At 69.5% G+C, this 26,442-nt stretch carries 30 protein-coding genes; 15 read left to right on the forward strand and 15 right to left on the reverse strand.

What is annotated here, in order from left to right:
• The first annotated feature begins 82 nt into the window (after positions 1-82).
• The 3 genes from VED21_RS10520 (at position 83) to VED21_RS10530 (ending at position 2,809) form a co-directional block, all read left to right on the forward strand.
• Positions 83-1,279, forward strand: a complete 1,197-nt coding sequence (locus tag VED21_RS10520) for an ABC transporter substrate-binding protein (protein ID WP_324882299.1) — start codon at positions 83-85, stop codon at positions 1,277-1,279.
• Positions 1,280-1,380: 101 nt separating this feature from the next.
• The gene (locus tag VED21_RS10525; protein ID WP_324882300.1) at positions 1,381-1,824 is read left to right on the forward strand and encodes a DUF4383 domain-containing protein; all 444 of its coding nucleotides are present in this window, start codon (positions 1,381-1,383) and stop codon (positions 1,822-1,824) included.
• 94 nt (positions 1,825-1,918) lie between these two features.
• On the forward strand, positions 1,919-2,809 hold the full coding sequence (locus VED21_RS10530; protein ID WP_324882301.1) for a Spy/CpxP family protein refolding chaperone: 891 nt from the start codon (positions 1,919-1,921) through the stop codon (positions 2,807-2,809).
• 7 nt (positions 2,810-2,816) lie between these two features.
• On the opposite strand, the gene VED21_RS10535 is transcribed toward VED21_RS10530, so the two are convergent.
• The 13 genes from VED21_RS10535 to VED21_RS10595 all read right to left on the reverse strand — a co-directional run bounded on the left by VED21_RS10535 (position 2,817) and on the right by VED21_RS10595 (position 14,175).
• Positions 2,817-3,506, reverse strand: coding sequence for a tetratricopeptide repeat protein (locus VED21_RS10535; RefSeq protein WP_324882302.1), 690 nt, complete (start codon positions 3,504-3,506; stop codon positions 2,817-2,819).
• Positions 3,507-3,557: 51 nt separating this feature from the next.
• Positions 3,558-4,352: a tetratricopeptide repeat protein gene (locus VED21_RS10540; protein ID WP_324882303.1), complete on the reverse strand. Its 795-nt coding sequence runs from the start codon at positions 4,350-4,352 to the stop codon at positions 3,558-3,560.
• Positions 4,336-5,088, reverse strand: a complete 753-nt coding sequence (locus VED21_RS10545) for an RNA pseudouridine synthase (protein WP_324882304.1) — start codon at positions 5,086-5,088, stop codon at positions 4,336-4,338. The genes VED21_RS10540 and VED21_RS10545 overlap by 17 nt, the downstream gene beginning before the upstream one ends.
• Before the next feature lie 8 nt (positions 5,089-5,096).
• Positions 5,097-5,414 carry a CcdB family protein gene (locus VED21_RS10550; protein WP_324882305.1) on the reverse strand — a complete coding sequence of 106 codons (318 nt, stop codon included), beginning with the start codon at positions 5,412-5,414 and terminating at the stop codon, positions 5,097-5,099.
• Positions 5,414-5,665 (reverse strand): type II toxin-antitoxin system CcdA family antitoxin, encoded by a 252-nt coding sequence (locus VED21_RS10555; protein ID WP_324882306.1) that lies wholly within the window; start codon positions 5,663-5,665, stop codon positions 5,414-5,416. The genes VED21_RS10550 and VED21_RS10555 overlap by 1 nt, the downstream gene beginning before the upstream one ends.
• Before the next feature lie 60 nt (positions 5,666-5,725).
• Positions 5,726-6,070 (reverse strand): hypothetical protein, encoded by a 345-nt coding sequence (locus VED21_RS10560; protein ID WP_324882307.1) that lies wholly within the window; start codon positions 6,068-6,070, stop codon positions 5,726-5,728.
• 57 nt (positions 6,071-6,127) lie between these two features.
• Complete coding sequence (locus VED21_RS10565) at positions 6,128-7,762, reverse strand: fumarate hydratase (RefSeq protein ID WP_324882308.1); 1,635 nt, start codon at positions 7,760-7,762, stop codon at positions 6,128-6,130.
• A 151-nt stretch (positions 7,763-7,913) separates the two neighbouring features.
• Complete coding sequence (locus VED21_RS10570; protein WP_324882309.1) at positions 7,914-9,017, reverse strand: branched-chain amino acid ABC transporter substrate-binding protein; 1,104 nt, start codon at positions 9,015-9,017, stop codon at positions 7,914-7,916.
• A gap of 198 nt (positions 9,018-9,215) precedes the next feature.
• Positions 9,216-9,350, reverse strand: coding sequence for a hypothetical protein (locus VED21_RS10575; protein ID WP_324882310.1), 135 nt, complete (start codon positions 9,348-9,350; stop codon positions 9,216-9,218).
• A 101-nt stretch (positions 9,351-9,451) separates the two neighbouring features.
• A complete protein-coding gene (locus tag VED21_RS10580; protein ID WP_324882311.1) occupies positions 9,452-11,365 on the reverse strand; it encodes a nitric oxide reductase activation protein NorD in 1,914 nt (637 codons plus the stop codon).
• 5 nt (positions 11,366-11,370) lie between these two features.
• A complete protein-coding gene (locus VED21_RS10585; RefSeq protein WP_324882312.1) occupies positions 11,371-12,195 on the reverse strand; it encodes a CbbQ/NirQ/NorQ/GpvN family protein in 825 nt (274 codons plus the stop codon).
• A gap of 166 nt (positions 12,196-12,361) precedes the next feature.
• A complete protein-coding gene (locus tag VED21_RS10590; protein WP_324882313.1) occupies positions 12,362-13,711 on the reverse strand; it encodes a cbb3-type cytochrome c oxidase subunit I in 1,350 nt (449 codons plus the stop codon).
• Positions 13,712-13,722: 11 nt separating this feature from the next.
• Positions 13,723-14,175 (reverse strand): cytochrome c, encoded by a 453-nt coding sequence (locus tag VED21_RS10595; RefSeq protein WP_324882314.1) that lies wholly within the window; start codon positions 14,173-14,175, stop codon positions 13,723-13,725.
• Positions 14,176-14,440: 265 nt separating this feature from the next.
• Here VED21_RS10595 and VED21_RS10600 point away from each other — a divergent pair, with 265 nt between their 5' ends.
• The 4 genes from VED21_RS10600 to VED21_RS10615 all read left to right on the forward strand — a co-directional run bounded on the left by VED21_RS10600 (position 14,441) and on the right by VED21_RS10615 (position 19,547).
• A complete protein-coding gene (locus VED21_RS10600; RefSeq protein WP_324882315.1) occupies positions 14,441-15,118 on the forward strand; it encodes a Crp/Fnr family transcriptional regulator in 678 nt (225 codons plus the stop codon).
• 16 nt (positions 15,119-15,134) lie between these two features.
• Positions 15,135-15,929 (forward strand): cyclic nucleotide-binding domain-containing protein, encoded by a 795-nt coding sequence (locus tag VED21_RS10605; protein WP_324882316.1) that lies wholly within the window; start codon positions 15,135-15,137, stop codon positions 15,927-15,929.
• Between the two features lie 218 nt (positions 15,930-16,147).
• Positions 16,148-17,764: a cytochrome D1 domain-containing protein gene (locus tag VED21_RS10610; protein ID WP_324882317.1), complete on the forward strand. Its 1,617-nt coding sequence runs from the start codon at positions 16,148-16,150 to the stop codon at positions 17,762-17,764.
• Between the two features lie 79 nt (positions 17,765-17,843).
• A complete protein-coding gene (locus tag VED21_RS10615) occupies positions 17,844-19,547 on the forward strand; it encodes a NapC/NirT family cytochrome c (RefSeq protein WP_324882318.1) in 1,704 nt (567 codons plus the stop codon).
• Positions 19,548-19,661: 114 nt separating this feature from the next.
• Here VED21_RS10615 and VED21_RS10620 read toward each other — a convergent pair whose 3' ends face one another.
• On the reverse strand, positions 19,662-19,850 hold the full coding sequence (locus VED21_RS10620; protein WP_414638177.1) for a hypothetical protein: 189 nt from the start codon (positions 19,848-19,850) through the stop codon (positions 19,662-19,664).
• Between the two features lie 98 nt (positions 19,851-19,948).
• Here VED21_RS10620 and VED21_RS10625 point away from each other — a divergent pair, with 98 nt between their 5' ends.
• The 8 genes from VED21_RS10625 to VED21_RS10660 all read left to right on the forward strand — a co-directional run bounded on the left by VED21_RS10625 (position 19,949) and on the right by VED21_RS10660 (position 24,524).
• Positions 19,949-20,257 (forward strand): cupredoxin domain-containing protein, encoded by a 309-nt coding sequence (locus tag VED21_RS10625; protein WP_324882319.1) that lies wholly within the window; start codon positions 19,949-19,951, stop codon positions 20,255-20,257.
• Positions 20,258-20,365: 108 nt separating this feature from the next.
• A complete protein-coding gene (gene cobA / locus VED21_RS10630; RefSeq protein WP_324882320.1) occupies positions 20,366-21,148 on the forward strand; it encodes a uroporphyrinogen-III C-methyltransferase in 783 nt (260 codons plus the stop codon).
• The gene (locus VED21_RS10635; RefSeq protein WP_324882321.1) at positions 21,141-21,452 is read left to right on the forward strand and encodes a cytochrome c; all 312 of its coding nucleotides are present in this window, start codon (positions 21,141-21,143) and stop codon (positions 21,450-21,452) included. Before cobA ends, VED21_RS10635 begins: the two co-directional genes overlap by 8 nt.
• Positions 21,449-22,672, forward strand: coding sequence for a cytochrome D1 domain-containing protein (locus tag VED21_RS10640; protein WP_324882322.1), 1,224 nt, complete (start codon positions 21,449-21,451; stop codon positions 22,670-22,672). The genes VED21_RS10635 and VED21_RS10640 overlap by 4 nt, the downstream gene beginning before the upstream one ends.
• A gap of 16 nt (positions 22,673-22,688) precedes the next feature.
• Positions 22,689-23,135 (forward strand): AsnC family transcriptional regulator, encoded by a 447-nt coding sequence (locus tag VED21_RS10645; RefSeq protein ID WP_324882323.1) that lies wholly within the window; start codon positions 22,689-22,691, stop codon positions 23,133-23,135.
• Positions 23,126-23,605: an AsnC family protein gene (locus tag VED21_RS10650; protein ID WP_324882324.1), complete on the forward strand. Its 480-nt coding sequence runs from the start codon at positions 23,126-23,128 to the stop codon at positions 23,603-23,605. The genes VED21_RS10645 and VED21_RS10650 overlap by 10 nt, the downstream gene beginning before the upstream one ends.
• Positions 23,605-24,048 (forward strand): Lrp/AsnC family transcriptional regulator, encoded by a 444-nt coding sequence (locus VED21_RS10655; RefSeq protein ID WP_324882325.1) that lies wholly within the window; start codon positions 23,605-23,607, stop codon positions 24,046-24,048. Before VED21_RS10650 ends, VED21_RS10655 begins: the two co-directional genes overlap by 1 nt.
• Positions 24,045-24,524, forward strand: coding sequence for an AsnC family transcriptional regulator (locus VED21_RS10660; RefSeq protein ID WP_324882326.1), 480 nt, complete (start codon positions 24,045-24,047; stop codon positions 24,522-24,524). The genes VED21_RS10655 and VED21_RS10660 overlap by 4 nt, the downstream gene beginning before the upstream one ends.
• A gap of 148 nt (positions 24,525-24,672) precedes the next feature.
• On the opposite strand, the gene ftsH is transcribed toward VED21_RS10660, so the two are convergent.
• Positions 24,673-26,436, reverse strand: coding sequence for an ATP-dependent zinc metalloprotease FtsH (ftsH, locus tag VED21_RS10665; protein ID WP_324882327.1), 1,764 nt, complete (start codon positions 26,434-26,436; stop codon positions 24,673-24,675).
• Positions 26,437-26,442 lie beyond the last annotated feature (6 nt).

Genomic DNA, 26,442 nt, shown 5'->3' on the forward strand with positions numbered 1-26,442 from the left:
GGCGGGAAACGCGCCGGCAATGACGGCCGCCGGACACCCTGAAGACGCCAGGGGCGCGGCCAGGGGAGGGAGGAACGAGGCCATGCGGCGCCTGACTGCATTCGTGTCGGCTTTGGTTCTGCTGCTGTGCGCCGGGGGTGCCGCGGCGCAGGAATGGGACGAGGTGCTCGCCAGGGCGCGCGGGCAGGTGGTCCAGTTCAACGCCTGGGGCGGCTCGGTAAAGACCAACGACTACCTGCAATGGGCGGCCGAGACGGTGAAGGCCCGCTATGGCGTCGAGCTGAAGCACGTGCGGCTGGCCGACACGGCGGAGGCGGTGGCGCGCGTGCAGGCCGACAAGGCCGCGGGCCGGACGAAGGACGGCGCCATAGACCTGCTGTGGATCAACGGCAAGCACTTCGCGGGCATGAAGGAGAAGGGGCTGCTGTACGGGCCCTTCACGCAGCGCCTGCCCAACCAGCGGCTGGTGGACACGGCGGGCAAGCCGACGACGGTCGACTTCACCGTGCCGGTGGAGGGGATGGAGGCGCCGTGGAGCATGGCGCGCTTCGTCTTCGTGCACGATACGGTCAGGCTGCGCAAGCCGCCGCGCAGCATCCAGGCGCTGCTGGAATGGGCGCGGGAGCACCCCGGCCGCTTCACCTACCCGCGCCCGCCGAACCTGCTGGGCTCGACCTTCCTCAAGCAGGCGCTGATGGCGCTGTCGTCGGACTGGTCGTCGCTGGTGCAGCCGGCCACGGCGGAGAACTTCGACCTCGTCACCGAACCGCTGTGGCCCTACCTGGACGAGCTGCATCCGCTGCTGTGGCGCGGTGGCGCCGAATTTCCCTTCAGCGGGGCGGACGAGCGGCAATTGCTGAAGGACGGGCAGATCGACATCTCCATGGCCTTCAGCCTGCTGGAGGCGGCGAGCGCCATGGAAGCCGGCCTGCTGCCCAAGACGGCGCGCGTCTTCGGGCTGGACGGCGGCACCATCGGTTCCGTCAACTTCCTGGCGATTCCCTTCAACGCCCGCGCGCGGGAGGGGGCGCTGGTGGTGATCAACTTCCTGCTGTCGCCGGAGGCGCAGGCGCGCAAGGCCGATCCCCGCTATTGGGGCGCCGACACCGTGCTCGACATGGCGAAGCTGCGCCCCGACGACCGGCGGCTGTTCGAGGCCATCCCGGTCCACCCGGCGGCACCGGCGCCCGGCGCGCTGGGCCCGGCACTGCCGGAACCGCACCCGTCATGGATGGAACTGATCGAGAAGGAATGGCTGCGCCGCTACGCCAATGGGTGAGCGAACGGAGGAGCGGGCGGGGGAGCGGGGGCGCAACATCCCCGACGGGATCTTGTTGATATTGGCTGAATTTGTTTCGCCGATTCAACGGAGTGTGCACCATGTGGTCTCGCTACACCGCGCTCATCCTCGCCGTGGCCTTCGCGGGGGCCGGGCTCCTGGGCTTCGTGCCCGCGATGCTCAGCCCGCCGCCGCCGGGTGAGGAACTCGTCGTCAATTCGATGCACGGCGTGCTGCTCGGGCTGTTCCCGGTCAACGTCATCCACAACCTGATCCATCTGGCCTTCGCGCTGTGGGGCTTCTTCGCCTTCTTCAGCGGCATCCTGGCCTCGCGCACGTTCCTGCGCAGCACGGCGGTGATCTACGCCGTGTTCGTGGTCATGGGCTTCATCCCCGGCCTCGACACCGTGTTCGGGCTGGTGCCGATCCATGGCAACGACATCTGGCTGCACGCGCTGCTGGCCATCGTGGCCGGCGTGGTCGGGTTCTTCGTGACGGACCGCGAGACGCTGCACGCCACCGACACCACGGCGCGCCGGATCTGATCGGCGACCGACGGTCCGGCACCCGCGCGGGCGTCCCCCTTGCCCGCGCGGGGCCGCGACTCCGCGCGTCTTGCGGGGGCCGCGGGAGCGGCGCATGCTGGCCCGAACGACAATCGGCAGAAAACGACAATCCGCAGAAGGGGAGGACACCATGCGCAGGGTCACACTCGCAGCCCTTTTCCTTGCCGGCGCGCTGGGCGCCGGTCCGGCGCTGGCGCAGACCCAGCCCGCTCCCGCCGCGCCCGCACCCGGCGCCGGCCCGATGATGGGGCATCAGCACGGCATGATGGGGCACGGCGCGCCGGGGCAGGGCGCGGCCGGCCAAGGCATGACGGGCGGTCATGGCATGATGGGGGGCCATGGCATGATGGGGGGCCATGGCATGATGGGTGGGGGCATGATGGGTGGCGGTATGGGGATGATGGATCACCATGCCCACCACAACCCCATGATGCAGGCCATGATGCAGGGGATGATGCTGGGCATGATGGGCGGGGCCATGATGCACGGCATGATGCATTCCGGCATGATGCACGACTCGATGATGGGCGAGGGCGGGTCCATGATGGGCGGCCCCATGATGGGGACCGATCCCGAGCCGCGCATCACCCAGTTGAAGACCGCGTTGCGGATCAACGACGCGCAGACGGCGCTGTGGAACGGCTTCGCAGACGCGGTGCGCGCGACCGCCAAGACGCTGCAACCCGCCTATGAGGCGCAGCGGGCCGGCGTGCAGCAGGCCGCACCGTGGCCCGAGCGGATGGAGCGGCGCGAGACGCTGTTGACCGCGCGCCTCGACGCGCTGAAGCGCATCCGTGCGGCCGGCAACGCCCTTTACGGCGTGCTGTCGGACGAGCAGCGGCGGACCTTCGACCAGATGGCCGGCGGACCCATGGGGCCGTTCGGCGGCATGGCCATGAACATGCCTGCCGACATGATGGGCGGCATGCCCGGCAACATGATGGGCGGCACGCCGGCGCGCTGACGCCGGGTCAGCGGCCGTCCGAACCGGGAATCGGCGCTACGTCGAAGGGTTCGGGTAACTGGCCGGCGCACCAGCGCCGCCACATGGTGCGGTAGGCCGCCTCAAGGTGGCGGACGTAGCGCGGCGCGTCCATGGCCGGGCCGGCGGCGAAGCGGGCGCGCAGGCCCCGCCGCACCTCCCGCAGCCGTGCCCAGTCGCGGGCGAGGCCCACCGCCGTGGCGACGTCGCCGATGCGCAGCCGCCGCTCCGCATCGCGGGGGCTGGCGTGCGGCCTCGGCGCCGCGTTCAGGGGCGTGACGTACCGCGCGGCGAAGTCCTGCGCCTCGGCGCGGATCAGCGCCGGGTCGACGTCCTCCTTGAAGGCCAGGGCGAACATCAGGCTGGCGTGGATGTCCCGACGATCGGGCCGCAGGCGGCGCGCGGTGCGCAGGTGGTCCAGCGCGCCCTCCACGTCGGTGCGGTGGAACAGGACGGAGGCGAGGCCGACGTGCGTCTCCGCCACGTCCGGGGCGATGCGCAGCACGCGGCGGTAGGCGGCCATCGCCTCGCTGAAGCGGAACGCCCCCTCCAGCGTGTGGCCGAGGTCGTGCCAGCCGCGCACGAAGGCGGGATCGAGGGCGAGGCTGCGGCGGCGCGTGGCCAGCGCCTCGTCGGGCCGCTCCAGGTCCTCCAGCGCGGCGGCGCGGTCGTGGTGCACCTCGGCGTGGGAAGGGTCGAGGGCGTCGGCGCGGCGGCCGGCTTTGCGGCTCTAGCCGGCGCGCTCGCGCAGGCGGGCGGCGAGCAGGCCGGGCAGCGTGGTGTCGTCGGGCGTCAGGCGGTGGGCGCGGGCGAGGGCGGGGACGGCGTCCTCCGGCTGGCCGGCGTGGCCGGCGACGACGCCCTGGTTGCGCAGGGCGCCGGGGTGGTCCGGCGCCAGCGCCAGGGCGCGGCGGTAGACGGCCAGGGCGCCCGCGCGGTCGCCGGTCATGGCGCGGGCGTTGGCGAGCTGGAAGAGCAGTTCGGCGTCGGGCGGAGTGAGGACGGCGGCGCGGGCAAGGTCGGGCAGGGCGAGGGCGGCCTGCCGGCCCTCCAGCCGGGCGCGGCCGCGCTCGTAGAGGCGCAGGGCGAGGTGGCCGCGCATCTCGGCGTCGGCGGGGACCAGCGCCACGGTGCGGGACAGCGCGGCGATGGTGGTATCGGCGTCGTCGCGCTTGCTGGACACGCCGGCCAGTTGCACCCACGCGTCGGCGTCGTCGGGCTGCAGGGCCAGCGCGCGGTGCAGGCGCCCCGCGGCGGCGTCGGCGCGACCGATGGCGGCCAGAACCTTGGCAAGGTTGGCGTGGAAGCCGTGCGCGTCGGGGCGGTGGCGGATGGCGGCGCCGATCAGCGCCAGCGCCTCCTGCGTCCGGCCGGTCTGCGCCGCCAGCATGCCGCGCAGGTGCAGCGCGTCCGGCTGGTCGGGCATGGCGTCGAGGATGCGGGCGTACAGCGTCTCCGCCTCCGCCAGCCGGCCGGCCATGTGGTGGTCGAGCGCGAGCGCCAGGGCCTCAGCGATGGTCGCCATGCGCCAGCGTCTTGTCGGTGGTTTTGATGTCGGTGGTTCTGATGTCGGTGGCGGGATCGAAGCCGCAGGCGGCCAGCGCCTCCAGCAGGTGCGGGGGCACCGGGGCGACGGCGGTGACGGGGTCCTTCTTGGGGTAGAGCGGAACCGTGATGGCGCGGGAGTGCAGGTGCAGCGGCTTGCCGCCGGGGCCGCCGTACTGCGGGTCGCCCAGCAGCGGGCAGCCGATGTGCGCGGCGTGCACGCGGATCTGGTGCGTGCGGCCGGTGTGCGGCGTGAACTCGATCCAGGTCAGGCCGTCGGCGCGGCCACGGACGACGTAGTCGGTGACGGCGCTTTGGCCGTCCGCATCTCCGGGGGCTGCGACGACGATGCGCCAGCCGCCGCTGCGGTTGGACACCTTCTTCAGCGGCGCCTCGATGCGGCCGTGCTCGGCCGGGGGTGAACCGGCGACGACGGCCCAGTAGGTCTTGCCGACCTGGGCGTCGGTGAACAGCCGGCCCAGCTTGCGCAACGCTTTGGCATGCCGGCCCAGGATCAGGCAGCCCGAGGTGTCGCGGTCGAGCCGGTGGGCGAGCGCCGGCGGCTTCGGGAAGCCGAAGCGCAGCGCGTCGAAGTGCCGCTCCAGGTTCGGCCCGCCGCCCGGTCCCGCGTGCACCGGCAGCCCCGCCGGCTTGTCGAGGATGAGCATGAGGCCGTCACGATAGAGGACGCGGGATTGGATCTCGTCGGGGGTCATGGCGCCGCTCAGTGCCACGCGCGTGAGATCAGCATGTCGATGGCGGCGATGATGCGGTCTCCTTCGGATTCCAGGGAGCAGACGAACTCGCCGAGCTGGTCGGCGGACAATGAAGCGGTTTGCAGCGGGTTGAGCACGACGTTTCGGCCTTCCACGACGAGGGTCGGAGTCAGTGTCTGTTCACTGACCTGAACCAGCTTGGCGTCGAGAAGAGGGACGACCACACGCCGGCCCGAGGAATCGAAGCGTCTGGATTGCACGATCAGCACGTAGGGGATGCCGCTCCGCTGCGCCCCCTTGGCGCGATGGACGTCGAATTGCGCCATCAGAACTCGTTGTATTCGTCGGCGAACGAGCCGTATTTGGCGTCGAACTCGTTCAGGGCGGCGATGGTCTCGTCGATCCGCCGTTCGCGTTCGTCGTGGCGCTTCTGCTCGGCGGCGATGTAGTCGGCCAGAAGCTTCTCCACCTGTTCCGACAGGTTGCCGGTGAACTGGCGGGCGCGGCGGACCAGATCCTCGTTCAGGGACAGGTTCACCGGGCGCTTGGGGGCGTGCGCGTCGTAGCCGAGGCTCATGGTCGTCTCCGTGCCTTCTTGCGCATGATATGCGCACGATGGCGGCGGCGGCAACGTGGATCACTCCTCGTCGTCCTCGTCCCATTCTTCCGGTTCGGTGGCGCTGAGCAGGTCGGGGCGGAGCGTGGCGAGGGCCAGGAGGACGGCGCGGGTGGTGTCCGCGTCCTGGCCGGCGGCGGTGGAGACGGCGGTCACCAGGGCGTCGGTTACCACGGGCGGGGCGGGGACGCGGCGGCGGATGGCGCGGATCTCGCCCTCGATCGCCTTGCGCTCGACGGCGACGTCGTTGGAGTACTGGCTCTGGTAGCGCGTGGAGAAGTCGTGCAGCCGCCGGTTCACGATCACCTCGGCGGCGAAGAGGGCGCGGCGCTGCGCGTCCGCGAGCCTGGCGTTCTGGTCACTCATCGGCGTTCCCCCAAAAGAAAAGGCCCCCTCCGGGGAGGGGGCCTGTTTCGTGCCGGCTTACGACAGCTTCAGTTCCTTGAAGAAGTCGTTGCCCTTGTCGTCGACGATGATGAAGGCGGGGAAGTCCTCCACCTCGATGCGCCAGATGGCTTCCATGCCGAGTTCGGGGTATTCCACGACCTCGACCTTCTTGATGCAGTCCTGCGCCAGACGCGCCGCCGCACCGCCGATCGAGCCCAGGTAGAAGCCGCCGTACTTGCGGCAGGCCTCGGTCACCTCGGGGCTGCGGTTGCCCTTGGCGAGCATGACGAAGGAACCGCCCGCCGCCTGGAACTGGTCGACGAAGCTGTCCATGCGCCCGGCCGTGGTCGGGCCGAAGGAACCGGACGGCATGCCCTCCGGCGTCTTGGCCGGGCCGGCGTAGTAGATCGGGTGGTTCTTGAAGTACTCGGGCAGGCCCTCGCCGGCGTCCAGGCGGGCACGCAGCTTGGCGTGCGCCAGATCGCGCGCGACGATCAGCGGGCCGGTCAGCGAGACGCGGGTGCGGATCGGGTACTGGGACAGGATGGCGCGGATCTCGCTCATCGGCTTGTTGAGGTCGATCTTCACCACCTCGCCGGCCAGCTGGCTGTCGTCGATCTCCGGCAGGTACTTGGCGGGATCGGTCTCCAGCTGCTCCAGGTAGATGCCGTCCTTGGTGATCTTGCCCACCGCCTGACGGTCGGCCGAGCAGGACACGCCGATGCCGATGGGCAGCGAGGCGCCGTGGCGCGGCAGGCGGATGACGCGGACGTCGTGGCAGAAGTACTTGCCGCCGAACTGGGCGCCGATGCCCATGTTCTGCGTCAGCTTGTGCACCGCCGCTTCCATCTCCAGGTCGCGGTAGGCGTGGCCGGTCTCCGACCCCGCCGTCGGCAGCGCGTCGAGGTAGCGGGCCGAGGCCAGCTTGACGGTCTTCAGGTTCTGCTCGGCGCTCATGCCGCCGATCACCACGGCGAGGTGGTAGGGCGGGCAGGCGGAGGTGCCGAGGTAGCGGATCTTGTCTTCCAGGAACTTCAGGAGCCGGTCGGGCGCCAGCACCGAGGGCGTCGCCTGATGCAGGAAGGTCTTGTTGGCCGACCCGCCGCCCTTGGCCATGAACAGGAACTTGTAGTAGTCCTCGCCCTCCGAGTAGATCTCGACCTGGGCGGGCAGGTTGTTGCGGGTGTTCTTCTCCTCGTACATGGAGATGGGGGCGAGCTGGCTGTAGCGCAGGTTGCGCTTCAGGTAGGCGTCGCGGGCGCCGGTGGACAGCGCCTCCTCGTCACCGCCCTTGGTCCAGACGCGGCGGCCCTTCTTGCCCATGATGATGGCGGTGCCGGTGTCCTGGCACATGGGCAGGGTGCCAGCGGCGGCGATGTTGGCGTTCTTCAGCAGGTCCAGCGCCACGAACTTGTCGTTCGAGGAGGCTTCCGCATCGTCGAGGATGTTGCGCAGCTGCTGGAGGTGGCCCGGACGCAGCAGGTGGTTGATGTCGCTGAAGGCCTGCTCGGCCAGGAGGCGGAGGCCCTCCGGCTCGACCTTCAGGACCTGCTCGCCGTCGAACTCGGCGACGGAGACGTGGTCCGAGGTGAGCTTGCGGTAGGTCGTCTCGTCCTTCCCCAGCGGGAAGAGCGTCGCGGTTCCCCGGGCGAGGCTGCTGTCGTCGGGCATGGGTGCTGTTCCTTCAGGTCGATTCGTCCGCTGTGTCGCCCCTCGCCGTCCGGGTGACGCTGCGGCCGGGAGAGCGCGCGGGGAGGACGGGGGCGTTTTCGGCCCCCGTTATACACCCATGGCGCGTCCGCACAACGTCTCCGGCGCGCTGTTACCGGGCTTCGTCGTAGGTGCCGTCCTTCCACTCGTAGACGCGGTAGGCGGGGTTGGTCACGTCGCCCTTGGCGTCGAAGGAGACCTTGCCGATCACCGTGTCGTGCGGCCCCTTGCGCAGCGTGGGCATCACCGCCTTGAAGTCCAGCTTGCCGGCCTGCGTCACCGACGCCGCCCAGGCCTGCACGGCGGCGTAGGCGTAGAGGGTGTAGCCGGTGGCGTCCTTGCCGTCGGCGCGCAGGCGGTCGACCACGGGCTTCGCCTCCGGCAGGCGGCTGGCGTCGGCCTGGAAGGTGAAGAGCGCGCCCTGGCCGGCCGCGCCGGTGATCGCCCAGAAGTCGGGCACGTTCAGGTCGTCGTTGGAGACGAGGCGCAGGTCCAGGTTCTGCTCCCGCGCCTGACGCAGGATCATGCCGGCCTCGCGGTGGTAGGCGGCGTGGTAGAGCACGCCCACGCCGGCCGCCTTCAGCTTGGTCACGACGGAGGAATAGTCCATCTCGCCCAGGTTGATGGTCTCGTGCTCCACGATGGCGACGCCCTTGCCTTCCAGCGTCTTGCGGAACACGGCGCCCAGAGTCATGCCCGGCGGCGTCTTGTCGTTGGTGATGGCGACCGGCGTGCCCTTGAAGCGGGTCGCCACGTACTCGGCGGCGGCGGTGGCCTGCTGGTCGTCGCGGCCGCAGACGCGGAACACGTTGTCCAGGCCGCGGTCGGTGAACTTCGGGTTGGTCGAGCCCGGCGAAATCTGGATGATCTGCGCGTCGGCGTACACGTCGGACGCCGGGATCGAGGCGCCGGAGCAGTAGTGGCCGATGACCACCGCGACGTTGGCGCCGGCCAGCCGGTTGGCGACGGCGACCGCCTGGCCGGGGTCGCAGACGTCGTCTTCCGTGCGCAGTTCCAGCGGGCGGCCGAGCACGCCGCCGGCGGCGTTGATGTCGGCCACCGCCTGCCGCGTGCCGTTCAGCATCTGGGCGCCGATGGCGGCGCTGGAGCCGGTCAGCGGTCCGGCCAGCCCGATGGTGATCGGCTCCGCCGCGGCGGCTTCCGCGCCGGCCAGCAGGGCGGTGGCGACGGCGACGGTGTGGGCGATTCTGCGCATTCCCTGGACTTCCTCCGTTGCGGATCTTTCGTCTGCGTATCGAGGCAATCCAGCGGAATCCAGCCCCGCCGACGGCCGCAAAAAAGAACCCCCCGGCGGGGAACCGGGGGGCGAAGGGGCATCCTATGGGAGAGATGTGCCACGCGAGCGTGGCAAAAAGACCAGCGAAGTGATCTTCGCCTCCGTTTCTACGTGTGTTCAGTGGCCGGAACCTTGACTGTGGTCAAGCAGGAAGAATTCTTCTAAATCGCTGGGAATGAAAAAGGCGCCGGGACTTTGTCCGGCGCCTGTTTGATAAATGTCGGGTTTTGCTTTAAGCCCGTTCATCGTCATGCCCGGCCTTGTGCCGGGCACCCACGCACCTTGGATTGGTCGGGGTGCGTGGATGCCCGGCACAAGGCCGGGCATGACGGTTGTAACCCAACGTGCGAACGTCACCGCGCCAGTTGGCGGTACAGCGCCGGCAAGGCCGTGGTCAGGCGGCCGATGTGCGGGAAGATGGCGTAGGAACCGCGGCCGAACAGGGTGGGGAAGTAGTCGCGCGCCTCGGCGTCAACGGTGATGCCGAACACGGCGAGGCCCTGTTTGCGGGCCTCGCGGATCGCCACGCGGGTGTCCTCGATGCCGTAGCGGCCCTCGTAATGGTCCATGTCGTTGGGCTTGCCGTCCGACAGCAGGATCAGCAGCTTCTGCCGATTGGGCCGCAGGACGAGCTGTGCGGCAACGTGCCGCAGGGCGGCGCCGATGCGCGTGTAGTGGCCGGGCCTCAGCGCCTGGATGCGGCGGTTGACGCGGGCCGACAGCGGCTCGTCGAAGTCCTTCAGCGTCTTGACCTGCACGTTGGTGCGCTTGCGTGAGGTGAAGGCGTACACCGCGTGGCTGTCGCCGCAGGCGGTCAGGCCGTGCACCAGCGCCAGCAGCGCCTCCTTCTCCACGTCCAGCACGCGGTGGTTCTCGATCCAGGCGTCGGTGGAGAGCGACTGGTCGACCAGAACGGCGACGGCGAGGTCGGGCAGGGCGTTGCGGACGGCGAGGTAGACGCGCTCGTTCGCCTCGCCGCCGGCCTGGCTGTCGGCGTGGCTGCGCACGAGCGCGTTCAGGTCGATGTCGTCGCCGTCGGGCTGGCCGGAGAACACCTGCCGGTGCGGGCGCAGCGCCTCGAACTGGCGGCGGACGCGGCGGATGCGGCGGTGGGCGGCGTCGTCCGGCTGCCAGTCCTCGCCCTCTTCCGACGCGGGCTCGGCGATCACGCGGCAGTGGTCCTTGTGGTAGGCGTTCCGGCTGTAGTCCCACTCCGGGTAGGTGAGTTCGGCGCGCAGCGGCGTCACGTCCGCCGCCGGGGGCGCCAGCTCCAGGTCGAGCTTCAGCTTGGTGGAGGTCTTGCGGTCGTTCTGGCCCAGCGCGATCTCGTCGGTGTCCTCGGCGGCCTGCTTGGCGCCGTCGGGATCGTCGTCGTCCACCTTGCGGGCGAGGTTGAGCATCTCGGCGATGCTCATGATGGTGTCGAAGCGGGTGAGGATCAGCGGATCGTCGCGCTGCGTCTGGTCGCTCTGCCGGCGCGTCGCCTTGCGGCGGCGGCCGTCCTTCTCCTGCTCGGGGCCGGAGGTGTCCTCGCCCTCCTCGTCGGGGTACTCGATCACGTCGCCGGGCGGACGGCCGATCGCCTCGCCCCACAACGGGACCGGTAGGAACGGCTGGTAGCCGTGCGGCGCCTTGAACCGGTCGAGCGGCACGGACGCGTCCAGCATGGGGTGGGCGGCGGTGTCCGGGGCGGTCAGCAGTGCCGACAGCGCATCCTCGACCGTCTGCTCGTCCTTGGGCAGGCGGCGCTTCGGGCGCGCGGCGAGCACGGCGGCGGCCAGTTCGGCGTGGATCGGGCGCAGGCCCGGCCAGCGGTCCAGCGCCTTCAGCGTGGCGGCGCGGGCGGAGCGCAGGGCGTGCACGTCGGCCTGCAGCGGGTCGGCGGGCTTGGCCGCGGTGGGCTCGGCGTGCGCGAAGTAGGCGGCCAGCCACTCGTACAGCAGCTCGTTGAGGCGGGCTTGCGCGAACAGGTCGATGGTCGGCGGGAGCTGCAGCACCTCGCCGTCCAGGGAGGCGCGGTCGACCTTCTCCGCGCCCACGCCCAGGCGGGTGAGGAAGGACAGGCGGTGCCCGGATTCGGCCTTGGCGCCGGCGGCGAGGCGCACGCCCTTGTCGCCGCCCAGGCCGCGGAAGAACACCGCCAGCCGAAGCCGCAGCGATTCCAGCGACACGGCGGCCTCGGGGTGGTGCGGGTAGCTGGAGCGGTTGCCGACCAGCCGGTGCCAGTGGCGGCCGACCAGCTCCTCCGGCTCGAAGATGCTGGCCATGGCGGTTATCCCAAGGTGATCTGGGCGACGCGCAGCAGCGCCTGGCGGACGTCCACGTCGTCGGTCAGCGGCTCGATCATCGCCGTGCGGATGGCGCGGTCGGGCTTGATGCCCGAGCGGATGAGCGTGGCGCAGTAGACCAGCAGGCGGGTGGACACGCCTTCCTCCAGGTCCTGGCCCTTCAGGTCGCGCAGCGCGCCGGCAAGGCGGACGAGGGGGACGACCTTGCCCTCCGGCAGGCCACTTTCGCGGGCGACGACCTGGATTTCCAGCTCCGGCGGCGGGAAGTCGAACTCCATGGCCATGAAGCGCTGGCGGGTGGAAGGCTTCAGCGCCTTCAGGACGTTCTGGTAGCCGGGGTTGTAGGAGACGACCAGCATGAAGCTGGGCGGGGCCTCCAGCAGTTCGCCGGTGCGGTCGATGGGCAGGATGCGGCGGTCGTCGGTCAGCGGGTGCAGCACGACGGTGACGTCCTTGCGCGCCTCGATCACCTCGTCCAGGTAGCAGATGGCGCCCTCGCGCACGGCGCGGGTCAGCGGGCCGTCCACCCACACGGTGTCGCCGCCCTTGATCAGGTAACGCCCGGTCAGGTCGGCGGCGGTGAGGTCGTCGTGGCAGGAGACGGTGTAGAGCGGGCGGCCGAGCTTGGCGGCCATGTGCGCCACGAAACGCGTCTTGCCGCAGCCGGTCGGCCCCTTCAGCAGCATGGGCAGCTGGTGGCGGTAGGCGTGCTCGAACAACTCGCATTCGTCGCCGATCGGCTGGTAGAACGGCGCATCGTCGGATTCCGGATTGATCGCGACGGCGGCAGCGGCGGGGCTGCGGGACATAGGCACTCTCCCGAGACTGGAATTCTTCTGAAAGCGATACTCGACCGGACCGGTCGGGATCCCCTTGACCGGGGTCAAACCCGCGCCGAAAGCCGGTGTTCGGACAAAGAAAATCCCTCCCCCGCGTGGCGGGGGAGGGATCCGTTGGGAACGCACCCTTGTGGTTTTATTCGGCCGGCTGCAGACCGCTGGAGGCACGCGCCGGGCGGGTGGCGCCGATGGGCCCCAGGACCGAGTAGACGAACAGCAGGACACCGGCGAACACCACCGCGCCGGAGCCGAGGCGCATCCAGTAGAACAGGGCCAGCTGCTCCTGCACTTCCATGTAGCCCAGGCCCATGACGCGCTGCAGGTGGACCTGGACGACGCCCGCGACGGTCAGCGCGAAGGTCATGAAGGCCATGCCCGAGCACATCATCCAGAAGCTCCACATGTTGAGCACCTGGTTGTACGGCTCACGCCCGCGCAGGTGCGGCATGGCGTAGGTGATGATGGCCAGGTTGATCATCGCATAGGCGCCGTAGAAGGCGAGGTGCCCGTGCGCCGCCGTCACCTGGGTGCCGTGCGTGTAGTAGTTGATCGGGGCCAGCGTGTGCAGGAAGCCCCACAGGCCGGCGCCGAAGAAGGCGAACACCGCGCAGCCCAGCGACCACAGCATCGCCGCCTTGTTCGGGTGGGTGCGGCCGCCTTTGTAGACCATCATGAAGGCGAACACGACCATGGCGAAGAACGGCGCCACTTCCAGCGTGGAGAAGATCGAGCCGATCCACTGCCAGTACCCCGGCGTGCCGATCCAGTAGTAGTGGTGGCCGGTGCCCAGGATGCCGGAGAACAGCGCCAGCGCGATGATGGCGTACAGCCACTTCTCGACGATCTCGCGGTCGACGCCGGTCATCTTGATCATGAGGAACGCCATGATCGAGGCCATGACCAGTTCCCACACGCCCTCGACCCACAGGTGGACGACGAACCACCAGTACATCTTGTCGAGTGCCAGGTTGTTCGGGTTGTAGAAGGCGAACAGGAAGAACAGCGCGATGCCCCACAGCCCCATCAGCAGGATGTTGGTCACCACCGTCTTGCGGCCTTTGATCACCGTCAGCGTGACGTTGTAGAGGAACATCAGCGCGACGACGACGATGGCGGCCTTGATCCAGGTCGGCTGCTCCAGGAACTCGCGGCCTTCGTGGATGCGGAAGACGTAGCCCAGCACGGCGGCCAGCGCGCCGAACATGAACAGGCCGAACTGGATGTAGGCCAGCATCGGGCTGTGGAGTTCGCACTCCGCCTCTTCCGGGATCAGGTAGTAGGCGGCGCCGAAGAAGCCCATCAGCAGCCACACGATCAGCGCGTTCGTGTGGATCATGCGGATGACGTTGAAGGGAAGCAGTTCGGACAGGAAGTTCGGCTCGACATACACCGTGCCGGCCAGCAGACCCACCAGAACCTGCACGACGAACAGGAGAAGCGCGCCCAGGAAATAGGGAAGGGCGACCTTCTGGGTTTGGTATTTCATGGGGTGTCTCCTCAACCGGACAGCTTGGGCGGCCAGTTCTGGGCCTTGATGGTGCTGGTCCACTGCAGGAAGGCGGCGAGGTCGTTCAGCTGCTCTTCCGTCAGGTTGAACTGCGGCATCTGGCGGCGGCCCTCGATGCCCGACGGCTGCGAGCGCATCCAGGCCTTGAGCGTGTCGCGCGCACCCTCGGCGTCCTTGTCGCCGCCGTAGCGCTGCCACACGTTGGCCAGCTCCGGCGCGAAGTAGGCACCCTCGCCCAGCAGGGTGTGGCAGTTGATGCAGGAGTTCTTCTCCCACACGTGCTTGCCGCGGGCGACCGCGTCGGTGAGGGTGGTTTCGTCGGTGGCGGTCTTGGTCACGTAGTTGTGGCTGAGCGCCACCAGCGACACGAAGACGACGCCGAAAAAGAGCGAGCCGCCATAGAAGATGTTCCTGGCTGCCGCCTTGGTAAAGCGTTCCGTCATCGCCTGTATCCTTTTGGCAAGGTCTGCATGCGAAATCTCTCCTGACCCCGATTTCTGCGGGGCTCCGGGGCTTCCGGATGGCGGTGGCCGCGAATGCGGGCTCCAGTCCCCAGGGGTGCGACAATAATTGACAGACGGGGTGGGGCGATCCTTGACGACGGTCAAGCGACTCCCCATGGGCGCGACATACCGTTTGGACAGCACGCAAGACCCAGCCGTCGCCGCCGAAAAAGGCGCGGAAAACCTGAAATGGGAGCGGATGTCCATGGACGCGGACTTGATCGGGGCGGTATCCCGCAGCCCTTTCTTCAGCATGCTCGCGGGCGAGGACCGGGCCCGTCTGCTCGGCTACAGTCAGGCGCGACATTTTGACCTGGGCGGGACGCTGTTCCACAGCGGCGAGCCGGCCCGTGACTTCTTCGTGATCGCGTCGGGCAGCGTCGCCCTTTCGGTGGACGGTGGCCGGGGCGAGGTGCTGGCGGCCGGCGACCTGGCCGGCGAGGACGCCGTGTTCGACCGCGGCGCCTATGGCGCCACGGCGCAGGCGCTGCTGCCGGTGGACGCCGTGGCGGTGCCGGCCGGGCCGTTCTTCGCGCACATGGAGGACCGGTTCGAGGTGGTGCTGGCGCTGCTGGCCGGCGCGTCGGCGGGGCTGCGCGGCATGATCCAGGAGATCACGGAGCTGAAGCTGCTCTCCACCGCGCGGCGGCTGGCGAACCATCTGGCCGGGCTGACGGACAAGCGGACCGGTGCGGCGCGCATCGTCTTGCCGTGCGAGAAGCACGTGCTGGCCGAACGGCTGGGCATGCAGCCGGAAAGCCTGTCGCGCGCCTTCGCCAAGCTGCGCGCGCACGGCGTGACGGTGGGCCGCAACGACGAGCTGCTGGTGCGCGACGTCGCGGCGCTGCGCCGCTACGCCTGCAGCACCGACCTCGATTCCTGACGCCGGGGAGGCCGCGATGATGAACTGTTCGCAGGGCTACGGCCGCATCTGCCCGCTGCGCACGCCCACCGACCCGGGCCAGCGCTGCCGCGCCGCCAAGGGCTGCCGGCGCCGGCGCCTGGACCCCGCGCAGGTGGCCGACCTGCCGATCTTCGAACGCATGCCGCGCGAGTCGCTGGGCGAGCTGCTGGGCGGTGCGGCGGTGGAGCGGTTCCCGGCGCACGCCATGCTGTTCGAGGCGGGCAGCCCGGCCGACGCCTTCTACATCCTGCTGGACGGCCGGGTGAAGCTGTTCGCCCTGACCGAGGACGGCAAGGAGAGCATCGTCGAGGTGGTGGAGCCCGTCGCCTCCTTCGCCGAGGCCGCCATGTTCGCCAGCGGCTGCTACCCGGTGGGGGCGGAGGTGATCGAGGAGGCCGATCTGGTGCGCGTGCGCGCCGAACCGTTCCTGGCCGGCCTGCGCCGCAACCGCGATCTCGCCTACGGCATGCTGGCGGCGCTCAGCCTGTGGAACCGGCACCTGAAGCAGGAGGTGCGCGTCTTGCGCGAGCACAGCCCGATGCGGCGCGTGTCCAGCTTCATTTTGTCGCTGGCTCCGCCCGGGGAGGGGCAGGCGGTGATCGAGCTGCCGCTGAAGAAGATGATCATCGCCAGCCGCCTGGGCATGGAGCCGGAGAGCCTGTCGCGCGTGCTGGGCCGGCTGAAGGAGTTCGGCGTGACCACGCGCGGGCGGACGGTGAGCATCGAGGACGTGGCGCGCCTGCGCCGCCTGTGCGCGGCGGAGGACGGCGCGGAGGCGCCACGGCCGTAGACGTAGAGGGTGGCGGTTCCAAAGGCGCGGCCGGCGAAGGAATTCGCCGGCCGCGCTTGCGTTTGAGCGGTATTTTAGAGGTTAAGCGCGCACCCCGAATGGGTCACGGGCCACGTTGACCAAAGTCAAGGTTTTGAATTGGCGCGGAGCTTAAGACCGGGACGCTAACTGCACCAAGTCGAGGGAGATGGCGTATGCGGTGGAGTCGTCCCGCTATTATGGCGGCGTCGCTGGCGGTGCCGGCGTTGCTCGCTTTTGCACCCGTGTCCGCTTCGGCGCAAACGGCCGAGCCGTCGCTGCCGAAGGACGCCCAGGAAGCGAGTGCCAAGATCTATTTCGAACGCTGCGCCGGCTGCCACGGCGTTCTGCGCAAGGGCGCCACGGGCAAGAACCTTGAGCCGGAGGCCACGAAGAAGCTGGGCCAGTCGCGGCTGGAGAAGATCCTGGCGCTGGGCACCGAAGGCGGCATGCCGAACTTCGACGACATCCTGACCAAGGACGAGATCAAGAACGTCGCCACCTACATCCAGATGACCCCGGATGCTCCGCCGGAGTGGGGCATGAAGGAGATGAAGGGGTCGTGGAAGGTCGTCGTGCCGCCCGAGAAGCGGCCGACCAAGAAGATGAACAACGTCAACCTGAACAATGTGTTCTCGGTGACGTTGCGCGACACCGGCGAGGTGGCGCTGATCGACGGCGATACCAAGAAGATCTGGAACATCGTCAAGACCGGCTACGCGGTGCACATCTCGCGCGTGTCGGCGTCGGGCCGTTACGTCTACGTGATCGGCCGCGACGGCAAGCTCGACATGATCGACATGTGGATGGAGAAGCCGGAGGTCGTCGCGACGATCAAGACCGGCCTCGACGCCCGCTCGGTCGAGACGTCGAAGTTCAAGGGCTTCGAGGACAAGTACGCGGTCGCCGGCTCCTACTGGCCGCCGCAGTACGTGATCATGGACGGCCAGACGCTGGAGCCGCTGAAGATCGTCTCCACCCGCGGCGTCACCGTGGACGGCGTGTACCATCCGGAACCCCGCGTCGCCTCCATCGTCGCGTCGCCGATCAAGCCGGAGTTCGTGATCAACGTGAAGGAGACCGGCCTGATCAAGCTGGTCGACTACAGCGACATCAAGAACCTCAAGGAAACCACCATCGAGTCCGCCAAGTTCCTGCACGACGGCGGCTGGGACGCGTCCAAGCGCTACTTCCTGGTGGCCGCCAACGCGTCGGACAAGGTGGCGGTGGTCGACACCAAGGAAGGCAAGCTGGCCGCCCTGGTGGACACCAAGCCGAAGCCGCACCCGGGCCGTGGCGCCAACTTCGTGCACCCGAAGTTCGGGCCGGTGTGGGCGACCTCCCACCTGGGTTCGGACGTCGTCACGCTGATCGGCACCGATCCGGACAAGCATCCGCAGTACGCCTGGAAGGTCGTGGAGGAGCTGAAGAACCACGGCGCCGGGTCGCTGTTCGTGAAGACGCACCCGAAGTCGAAGAACCTGTGGGCCGACGCGCCGCTGCACCCCGAGCGTGAACTGGCGGAGTCGGTGTCGGTGTTCCACATCGACAACCTCGCCAAGGGGGCGGAGGTCATCAACGTCGCGCAGATGGCCGGCCTGCCGGAAACCAAGGCGATCAAGCGCGTCGTGCACGCCGAGTACAACGAGGCGGGCGACGAGGTGTGGTTCTCGATCTGGGCCGGCAAGACCGACCCGTCGGCGATCGTCGTCATCGACGACAAGACCCGCAAGCTGAAGACCGTGATCAAGGATCCCAAGCTGATCACGCCGACCGGCAAGTTCAACGTGCTGAACACCCAGCACGACATCTACTGAGCGTGAAGGGCGTTCCGCGGAGCAAGGCACCGCGGGACGCCTTTTCTTTTCTGACTGAACGGTTTGAATAGGTGGTGCCATGGCGACGGAAAGCGTCTGGACACGTCTTCGGCGCGTGCGCATCCTGGGCGCCTCGCTGGCCGGTGTGGCGGTGATCTTCGTCTCGGGCATCGTGTTCTGGGGCGGCTTCAACACCGCCATGGAGGCGACGAACACGATGGAGTTCTGCATCTCGTGCCACGAGATGAAGGACAACGTGTACCAGGAATACACCAAGACGATCCATTTCGAGAACCGCACCGGCGTGCGCGCGACGTGCCCGGACTGCCACGTGCCCAAGGACTGGATCCACAAGATCCAGCGCAAGATCCAGGCCTCCAACGAGCTGCTGCACTGGGCGCTGGGCACCGTCGACACGCCCGAGAAGTTCGACGCCAAGCGCCTGCAGCTGGCCAAGAACGAATGGGCGCGCTTCAAGGCCAACAACTCGCTGGAATGCCGCAACTGCCACTCCTTCGAGGGCATGAACGCCGAGAAGCAGAAGCAGCGCGCCAAGAAGCAGCACGAGATGGCCAAGGCCGATGGCATGACCTGCATCGACTGCCACAAGGGCATCGCCCACAAGCCGGTGCACCAGCTGCTGGAGAAGGAAGAGGGCGAGAAGGTCGCCGCTGCGCCGGCCACGCCCGCTCCGGCGAAGCCGGTGCAGACCGCTGCCGCGCCTGCGCCTGCGGCTCCGGCCGTGGTGCCGGCGGTCGCGCCGGCTCCGGTCGGTCCGGCCGCCGCGCCGGTCGTTGCCGCCGCTCCGGCCACCGAACCTGCCCCGGCTGCTCCGGCCCCGGCTGCTCCGGCGGCGGGTGGCGCGTCGGCTTCGGTCGCGGCTCCGGCCGTCGACTGGGCGAAGGTGCCGGCCAAGAAGGTGACGCTGTTCTATCCGGGCCAGACCTCGTTCGAGTGGATCCAGAACGGCCCCGACCACGGCGGTGCGCGCGCCTTCAAGAAGGGCGAGGCGTGCTCCGGCTGCCACGAGGGCGAGCAGGCCGACATGGGCGCCAAGATGGCGGCGGGCCAGAAGGCGGAGACGACGCCGATCCCCGGCAAGCCGGCCTCCATCCCGCTGTCCGTCCAGGCGGCGCACGACGGCTCCAACCTGATCATGCGCTTCCAGTGGCCGGCCAACCCGCACGCGCCGGTTCCCTTCGCCGACGGCGGCAAGCTGGATCCGGAAAACCAGGTGAAGCTGGCCTTCCTGATCGACGCCGGCAAGGTGACGGACGCGGATCGCAGCGGCTGCTGGTCCACCTGCCACCAGGACGCCCGCTCCATGCCGGACACGCCGGCCGGGCAGAACATCACCAAGTACCTGCCGCAGACCCGCACCGCCATCTCCATCAAGGACAGCCCGCGCGGCGGCTGGGACAAGACCAAGCCAGAAGCCGAGCTGGCGCAGCTGATGGGCGAGGGCGTGTTCATGGACCTGGTGCGCTGGAAGTCGGGCACCAACAGCCTGGAGGACGGCCACGTCTCGGCCGAGCGGGTGATGACCGGCGGCCAGGGCGGCAGCGGCACCGGTTCGCTGGCGGACGGCACCTGGACGGTGACCATCGTGCGCAAGCTGGTGTCCGACAAGCCGGGCGACATCAGCATCGAGGCGGGCAAGCTGTACACCATCGGCTTCGCCATCCACGACGACTACACCAACGCCCGCTTCCACCACGTGTCGGTGGACTACAAGCTGGGCCTGGACAACGCGGAAGCCGGGATCAACGCGGTCAAGCAGTAGGTTAAGACGTAGAAAGCGTAGGTTGGCGCCAAGCGTCAGCGCGGCCCAACACCCCCTTCCACGGACAGGGGTGTTGGGCCGCCCTGCGGTTGGCCCAACCTACGGCGCTGTCGGCTATGCGTGATCAGTGGATTTGGGTTGGCCGCTTTGATCGCATGGCTCCTTGCCGTCCGGATTAAAGTCCTGGTTCCACTCGTCGGCGAAGCGGCCGTGCTTTTCATCGAACGCGTTCCAGGCGGCCACCGTCTTCTTTCGATGGAATGCCTGAGCGTCGTTCGCCTTGGCCCTCTCAATGTGCTTCATCGCGCCCTCCCATCTCTTGCCGATCGTGAGGCGCGCGCGCCGATCTGTCGAGAGGCAGCCATTGCCCCCCTTCGTGTCCCTCCATTGAGGATATCGTCATGCGAAAACTGGCGCTTCCCGCGATTCTGATCGCGTCGATGACCGGCACCGTCTCGGCCGCCGAGGTCGAGGTGCTGATCGACAAGAACCGGTACGAGCCGGCGTCGGTGGCGGTGAAGGCCGGCGATACCGTCGTCTGGCGCAACGCCGAGAAACGCACCAGCCACGACGTGGCCTTCGACGACGGCGAGCGGTCGGAGCGGATGATGCCGGAGGACCAGTACCGGCGCACTTTCACGACACCCGGCCGCTACCCCTACCACTGCGTGCCGCACCCGCACATGAAGGGCGAGGTGGTGGTCGAATAGCCGTCTCCGGGCAGGGCAATTCCGGGAGGCTTGACATCCATCAAGGGGTGCGGCGGCAGACTGCCGGAGCATGTGGGCATCAACGGCGACAGCGATCGGAACCGAACTATGGCTGTTGGACGGATTTACCTGGTGGGCGCCGGGCCCGGCGATCCGGACCTGCTGACGGTCAAGGCGGTGCGCCTGATCGAACGGGCGGACGTCGTCGTCTACGACCGGCTGGTCAGCCCCGGCATCCTGGCCCTCGTCCCCGCGACCGCCGAGCGCGTCTTCGTCGGCAAGGCGCCCAAGCAGCACACGCTGCCGCAGGACGAGATCAACGCCCTGCTGGTGCGGCTGGGCCGGACCGGGCGGACGATCGTGCGGCTGAAGGGCGGCGACCCCTACGTCTTCGGGCGCGGCAGCGAGGAGGCGCTGGTGCTGGCCGAGGCCGGCATCCCCTTCGACATCGTGCCGGGTGTCACGGCGGCCACCGGTTGCGGTGCGGCGGCGGGCATCCCGATGACGCACCGGGGCCTTGCCACCAGCGTGCGCTTCGTCACCGGCCACGGCCGCGAGGATCGCGACCTGGAGGTGGACTGGGCGAGCCTCGCCGACCTCAACACCACGCTGGTCTTCTACATGGGCCTGATGAACGTGGCGGAGATTCGCCGGCAATTGATCGCCGCCGGCCTGCCGGCGGCGACGCCGGCCGCCGTGGTGTGCGCCGGCACGACGGCGGAGCAGGTGGTGTGCCTGGGCACGCTGGACGACCTGCCGGAGCGCACGGCGCGCACCGACCTGCCGTCGCCCTGCCTGATCATCATCGGCCGCGTCGTGTCGCTGGCCCGCCAACTGGCGCCCAACCTGCGCGAGCCGGCGCCGCTGGGCCGGGAGACGGTCGATGCGTAGGGGCGCGCTGTTGTTGGCCGCGTTGCCGCTGCTGGCCGCCGCCGGGGATCCGGCGCCGGTAAGGCAGGCGGAACTGGACTACATGCTGCGGCAGGACTGCGGTTCGTGCCACGGCATGACCATGAAGGGCGGCCTGGGCGCGCCGCTGTTGCCTGAATTCCTGCAGGCCAAGGCGCCGGACGCGCTGGCCGAGGTGGTGCTGGACGGCATCCCCGGCACGCCGATGCCGCCGTGGCGCGGCCTGCTCACCGCCGACGAGGCGCGCTGGATGATCGACCGACTGCGCCGGGGACTGGACCAATGACCCTTCGCCGTTCCCTTCGCCGTTCCCTGGCCCTGGTGGGCCTGACCGCCGCCCTGTTCGCCCCGATGGTGTCCGCCGGCCCGGCGTTCGCCGCCTGCGGCAGCGCGGAGCCGCGCGGCACCAACGACCTGGGCATCGTCATCGAGCGCGCGGCGGGCCGCGTCAAGGTGGTGGAGAACACCGCCAACGCGACGCTGGCGACCGTGGATGGGCTGGGCGACCTCAGCCACGCCTCGGCCGTCATCTCGCGCGACGGGCGCTATGCCTTCGTGTTCGGGCGCGACGGGGGGCTGACCAAGGTCGACCTGCTGGAGCGCTGCATCGAAAATCGGGTCATGCAGGCCGGCAACTCCATCGGCGGCGCCATTTCCGAGGACGGGCGGCTGGTCGCCGTGGCGAACTACGAACCGGGCGGCGTCAAGGTGTTCGACGCCGGGACGCTGGACCTCGTCGCCGACATTCCGGCGATCTACGGCCCCGATGGGGCGCGGTCCAAGGTGGTGGGGCTGGAGGACGCGCCGGGCAACCGCTTCGCCTTCAGTCTGTACGACGGCGGGGAGATCTGGCTGGCCGACCTGTCGGACCCGAAGAACCCGCAGGTGCGCAAGTACCCGAACATCGGCAAGCAGCCCTACGACGCGCTGGTCAGCCCGGACGGCCGCTTCTACATCGCCGGCCTGTTCGGGGAGGACGGGTTGGCCGTGCTCGACCTGTGGGACCCGGATGCCGGGGTGAAGCGGGTGATGGACGGGTATGGGCGGGGCGAGCAGCCGCTGCCCGTCTTCAAGATGCCGCACCTGGAAGGGTGGGGTTTCGCCGGCAATCTGGTGTTCCTGCCGGCCATCGGCCGGCACGAGGTGCTGGTCGTGGACTCCACCACCTGGACCGAGACGGCGCGCATCCCCGTGGCCGGGCAGCCGGTGTTCGTGGTGGCGCGGCCGGACGGGCGGCAGGTGTGGGTGAACTTCGCCGTGCCCGACTACGACAAGCTGCAGGTCATCGACGTGCCGGCGCGCAAGGTGACGGCCACGCTGACGCCGGGCAAGGGCGTGCTGCACCTGGAGTTTACGCCGCGCGGCGAGCGGGTGTGGGTGTCCGTGCGCGACACCGACCGGGTCAAGGTCTACAGCACCGGCACGCTGGCCGAGGTGGGCGAGATCGCCGCCGACAAGCCCAGCGGCATCTTCTTCACCGCCCGCGCCGGCCGCATCGGATTTTAAAGGGGGAGGCGCCGCCATGGACGAGCTGGACCGCCGCCTGCTGAACGAGTTCCAGCGCGACTTCCCGCTGGACCCGCAGCCCTACGCCACCGTCGCCGCCCGCCTGGGCTGCACGGAGAGGGAGGTGCTGGCGCGCTTGCAGAGGCTGCAGGCGTCGGGCGCCGTGGCGCGTGTCGGGGCGACGTTCCGGCCGAACCGGGTGGGGTCCTCGACGCTGGCCGCCATGGCGGTGCCGGCCAACGATCTGGACCGGGTGGCGGCGATCGTCGGCGGCTTCGACGAGGTCAACCACAATTACCAGCGCGCCCACCGGCTGAACCTGTGGTTCGTCGTCACCGCGCCGTCGCGGGAGCGGGTGGAGGCGGTGATCGCCGCCATCACGCAGGCCACGGGGCTGGAGGTGCTGGAACTGCCGATGGTGCGCGCCCACCAACTGGACCTGGGGTTCCCGCTATGGAACTGACGCAACGCCTGCTGGGCCGGCTGCGGCGCGGCCTGCCGCTGGTGGAACGGCCGTATGCGGCCATCGCCGCCGAACTGGGGGTGAGCGAGGCGGAGGTCATCGCCGACATCCGGGCGCTGAGCGAGGCTGGCGCCATCTCCCGCTTCGGGGTCATCGTCGACCATGGGGCGCTGGGCTTCACGGCCAACGCCATGGTGGTGTGGGACATTCCCGACGCCCAGGTCGACGCGGCGGGGGAGGGGCTGGCGCGGTGCCGGGGGGTGTCGCTGTGCTACCAGCGGCCGCGGCGGACGGCGTGGCCTTACAACCTGTTCACCATGATCCACGGGCGCGACGCCGACGAGGTGCGCGCCGTGGTGGATGCCGCCGCCGAGGCCTGCCGGCTGACCGACGTGCCGCACGAGTTGCTGTTCACCGTGCGCCGCTTCAAGCAGACCGCACCCTGCTATGGCGTGGCGCGGAGGGCGTGATGGACGATCTGGACCGCGCGTTGATCAACCGCCTGCAGGACGGGCTGCCGCTGGTGGACCGGCCGTTCGCCGCCGTCGGCGCGGAACTGGGTCTGGGCGAGGATGACGTGGTGGCGCGCGTGCGGGCGATGGTGGAGGGCGGGCTGCTCACCCGCTTCGGCCCCATGTACCACGCCGAGCGCATGGGCGGCGGGCTGACGCTGGCGGCGCTGAAGGTGCCGGCCGAGGATTTCGAGCGCGTCGCCGGCATCGTCAACGCGTTGCCCGAGGTGGCGCACAACTACGCCCGCGACCATGAACTCAACATGTGGTTCGTGCTGGCGACGGAGACGCCGGAGCGCGTCGCCGGGGCAATCGCGGAGATCGAGGCGGCGACGGGGCTGGAGGTCTTCAACTTCCCCAAGCAAGCCGAATACTACCTGGACCTGAGGTTCACGGCATGACGCTGGATGACATGGACCGCCGCCTGATCGTCGCCACGCAGGCCGGCCTGCCGGTGACCGCGCGCCCCTTCGCCGCCGTCGGCGAACAGCTGGGCATCCCGGCCGAGGAGGTCATCGCGCGGTTCGAACGGCTGCTGGACCTGGGCGTCGTGCGCCGCATCGCCGCCGTCCCGAACCATTACAAGCTGGGCTACGTCGCCAACGGCATGACCGTGTGGGAGGTGCCGGAGGACGTGATCGACGAGGCTGGGCGGATCCTGGCGGCGCTGCCGTACGTCAGCCACTGCTACCGCCGCCCGGCCCGCCCGCCGGAGTGGCCCTACACCCTGTTCGCCATGGTGCACGCCAAGGACCGCGCCGAGGTGTCCCGCCGCATGGAGGAGATGGCCGCGCTGCTGGGCGCGCGGGCGCGCGGGCACACGGTGCTGTACAGCACGAAGATCCTGAAGAAGACGGGGTTGCGGCTGCAGGGGTAAAACATAAAGCCCCTCTCCCTTGAGGGGAGAGGGGTTGGGGTGAGGGTGGTCACGCCCGGCAGGGCGGAGGAGACTCATATCCCGCCTTTCGGCGGTAAATACCCCTCATCCCAACCCTTCTCCCTCAAGGGGAGAAGGGCTTTTTCTTCTATGCCGCCTCGGTCTGCAGCTCCGCCCCCGCCAGTTCCTCGATCTCCGTGCCAGTCAGGGTTTCGCGTTCCAGCAGCGCCTCGGCGATGGCGTCGAGGGCGTGACGGTCGGTGGTCAGGAGGCGGCGGGCGCGCTCCATGCCCTCGTCGGTGATGCGGCGGACCTCTTCGTCGATGCGCCACGCCATGCGTTCGGAGGATTCGCCGGCCGTGTGGGCGACGCAGCCGACAAGCTCGCTCATGCCCCAGGCCGTGACCATGCGCCGGGCGATGTCGGTGGCGGCGCGGAAGTCGGCCTCGGCACCGGTGGTGACGGCCTGGCAGCCGAACACCAGATCCTCGGCGGCGCGGCCGGCCATGGCGACGGCGATGTCGGCCTCCAGCTTGGCGCGCGACAGCGACACGCGGTCGCCTTCGGGCAGGCGCACGACCATGCCCAGCGCGCGGCCGCGCGGGATGATGGTCGCCTTGTGGATCGGGTCGGCCGCCGGGCAGCGGATGGAGACCAGCGCGTGCCCGGCCTCGTGCACCGCGGTCAGCCGCCGCTCGTGGTCGGAGAGGGCGAGGCTGCGGCGCTCGTTGCCCAGCAGGACGCGGTCCTTGGCGTATTCGATGTCGGCGTGGGTGACCACCACGCGGCCCTGGCGCGCCGCCGACAGCGCCGCCTCGTTCAGCAGGTTGGCGAGTTCGGCGCCGGAGAAGCCCGGCGTGCCGCGCGCCAGCGTGTGCAGGCAGACGTCGGGGGCGAGCGACAGGCGGCCGGCGTGCACGCCGAGGATCGCCTCGCGCCCCGCCACGTCGGGCGGGTTCACGTGGATGTGGCGGTCGAAGCGGCCGGGGCGCAGGACGGCGGCGTCCAGCATCTCCGCCCGGTTGGTGGCGGCGATGACGATCACGTCGCCGCCCGTGACGATGCCGTCCATCTCCACCAGAAGCTGGTTCAGCGTCTGCTCGCGCTCGGAGTGCGAGGTCGCCTCGCCGCGCTTGCCCGCCAGCGCGTCGATCTCGTCGATGAAGAGGATGCAGGGGGCCTTGGCGCGGGCCTGACGGAACAGGCTGCGCACGCGCGCGGCACCCAGGCCGATGAACATCTCCACGAAGTCGGAGCCCGACGCGGTGAAGAACGGCACGCCGGCCTCGCCCGCCACGGCCTTGGCCAGCATGGTCTTGCCGGTGCCGGGGGGACCGACCAGCAGCAGGCCCTTGGGCACGCGGGCACCGGCCTTGGCGAAGCGGTGGGGGTCCTTCAGGAACTCGACCGTCTCCTGCAGCTCCTCCTTCGCCTCGTCCACGCCGGCTACGTCGGCGAAGGTCACGCCGGTGTCGTCGGGGGCGACGCGGGTGGCGCGGTTCAGGCCGAACATCTGCCCGCCGCTGAGCGCCAGACCGGCCACCAGCAGGCCGAGGATCAGCAGCGGCGCCATCTTCTCCAGCACCGTGCCGGTCTTCGCCACGAGGCCGCCGCCCTCCTCGAAGGCCAGGGCGACGTCGTGGCGGCGCAGTTCCTTCAGCAGTTCGTCGGTGACGGGGACGACGGAGCGGAAGCGGCGGCCGTCGGTGGCGGTGGCGTGCGCGGCGCCCTGCGCGAAGGTGACGGAGGCCATCTCGCCGCGGCCGGCCATGGACAGCAGTTCGCTGTAGGTGGCGTCCGCCTCGCCGCTGTGGCGGGTGTAGTCGCTCCAGGCGGCGAAGCTCAGCCATCCGGCAAGCACAAGCAGGACGGCGGCGAGGGAGAGAGTCAGTTTCCGGGGCAGGGGCGGCATGTGACC

It is taken from the genome of Azospirillum sp. (assembly GCF_035627195.1).
GTDB lineage: Bacteria > Pseudomonadota > Alphaproteobacteria > Azospirillales > Azospirillaceae > Azospirillum.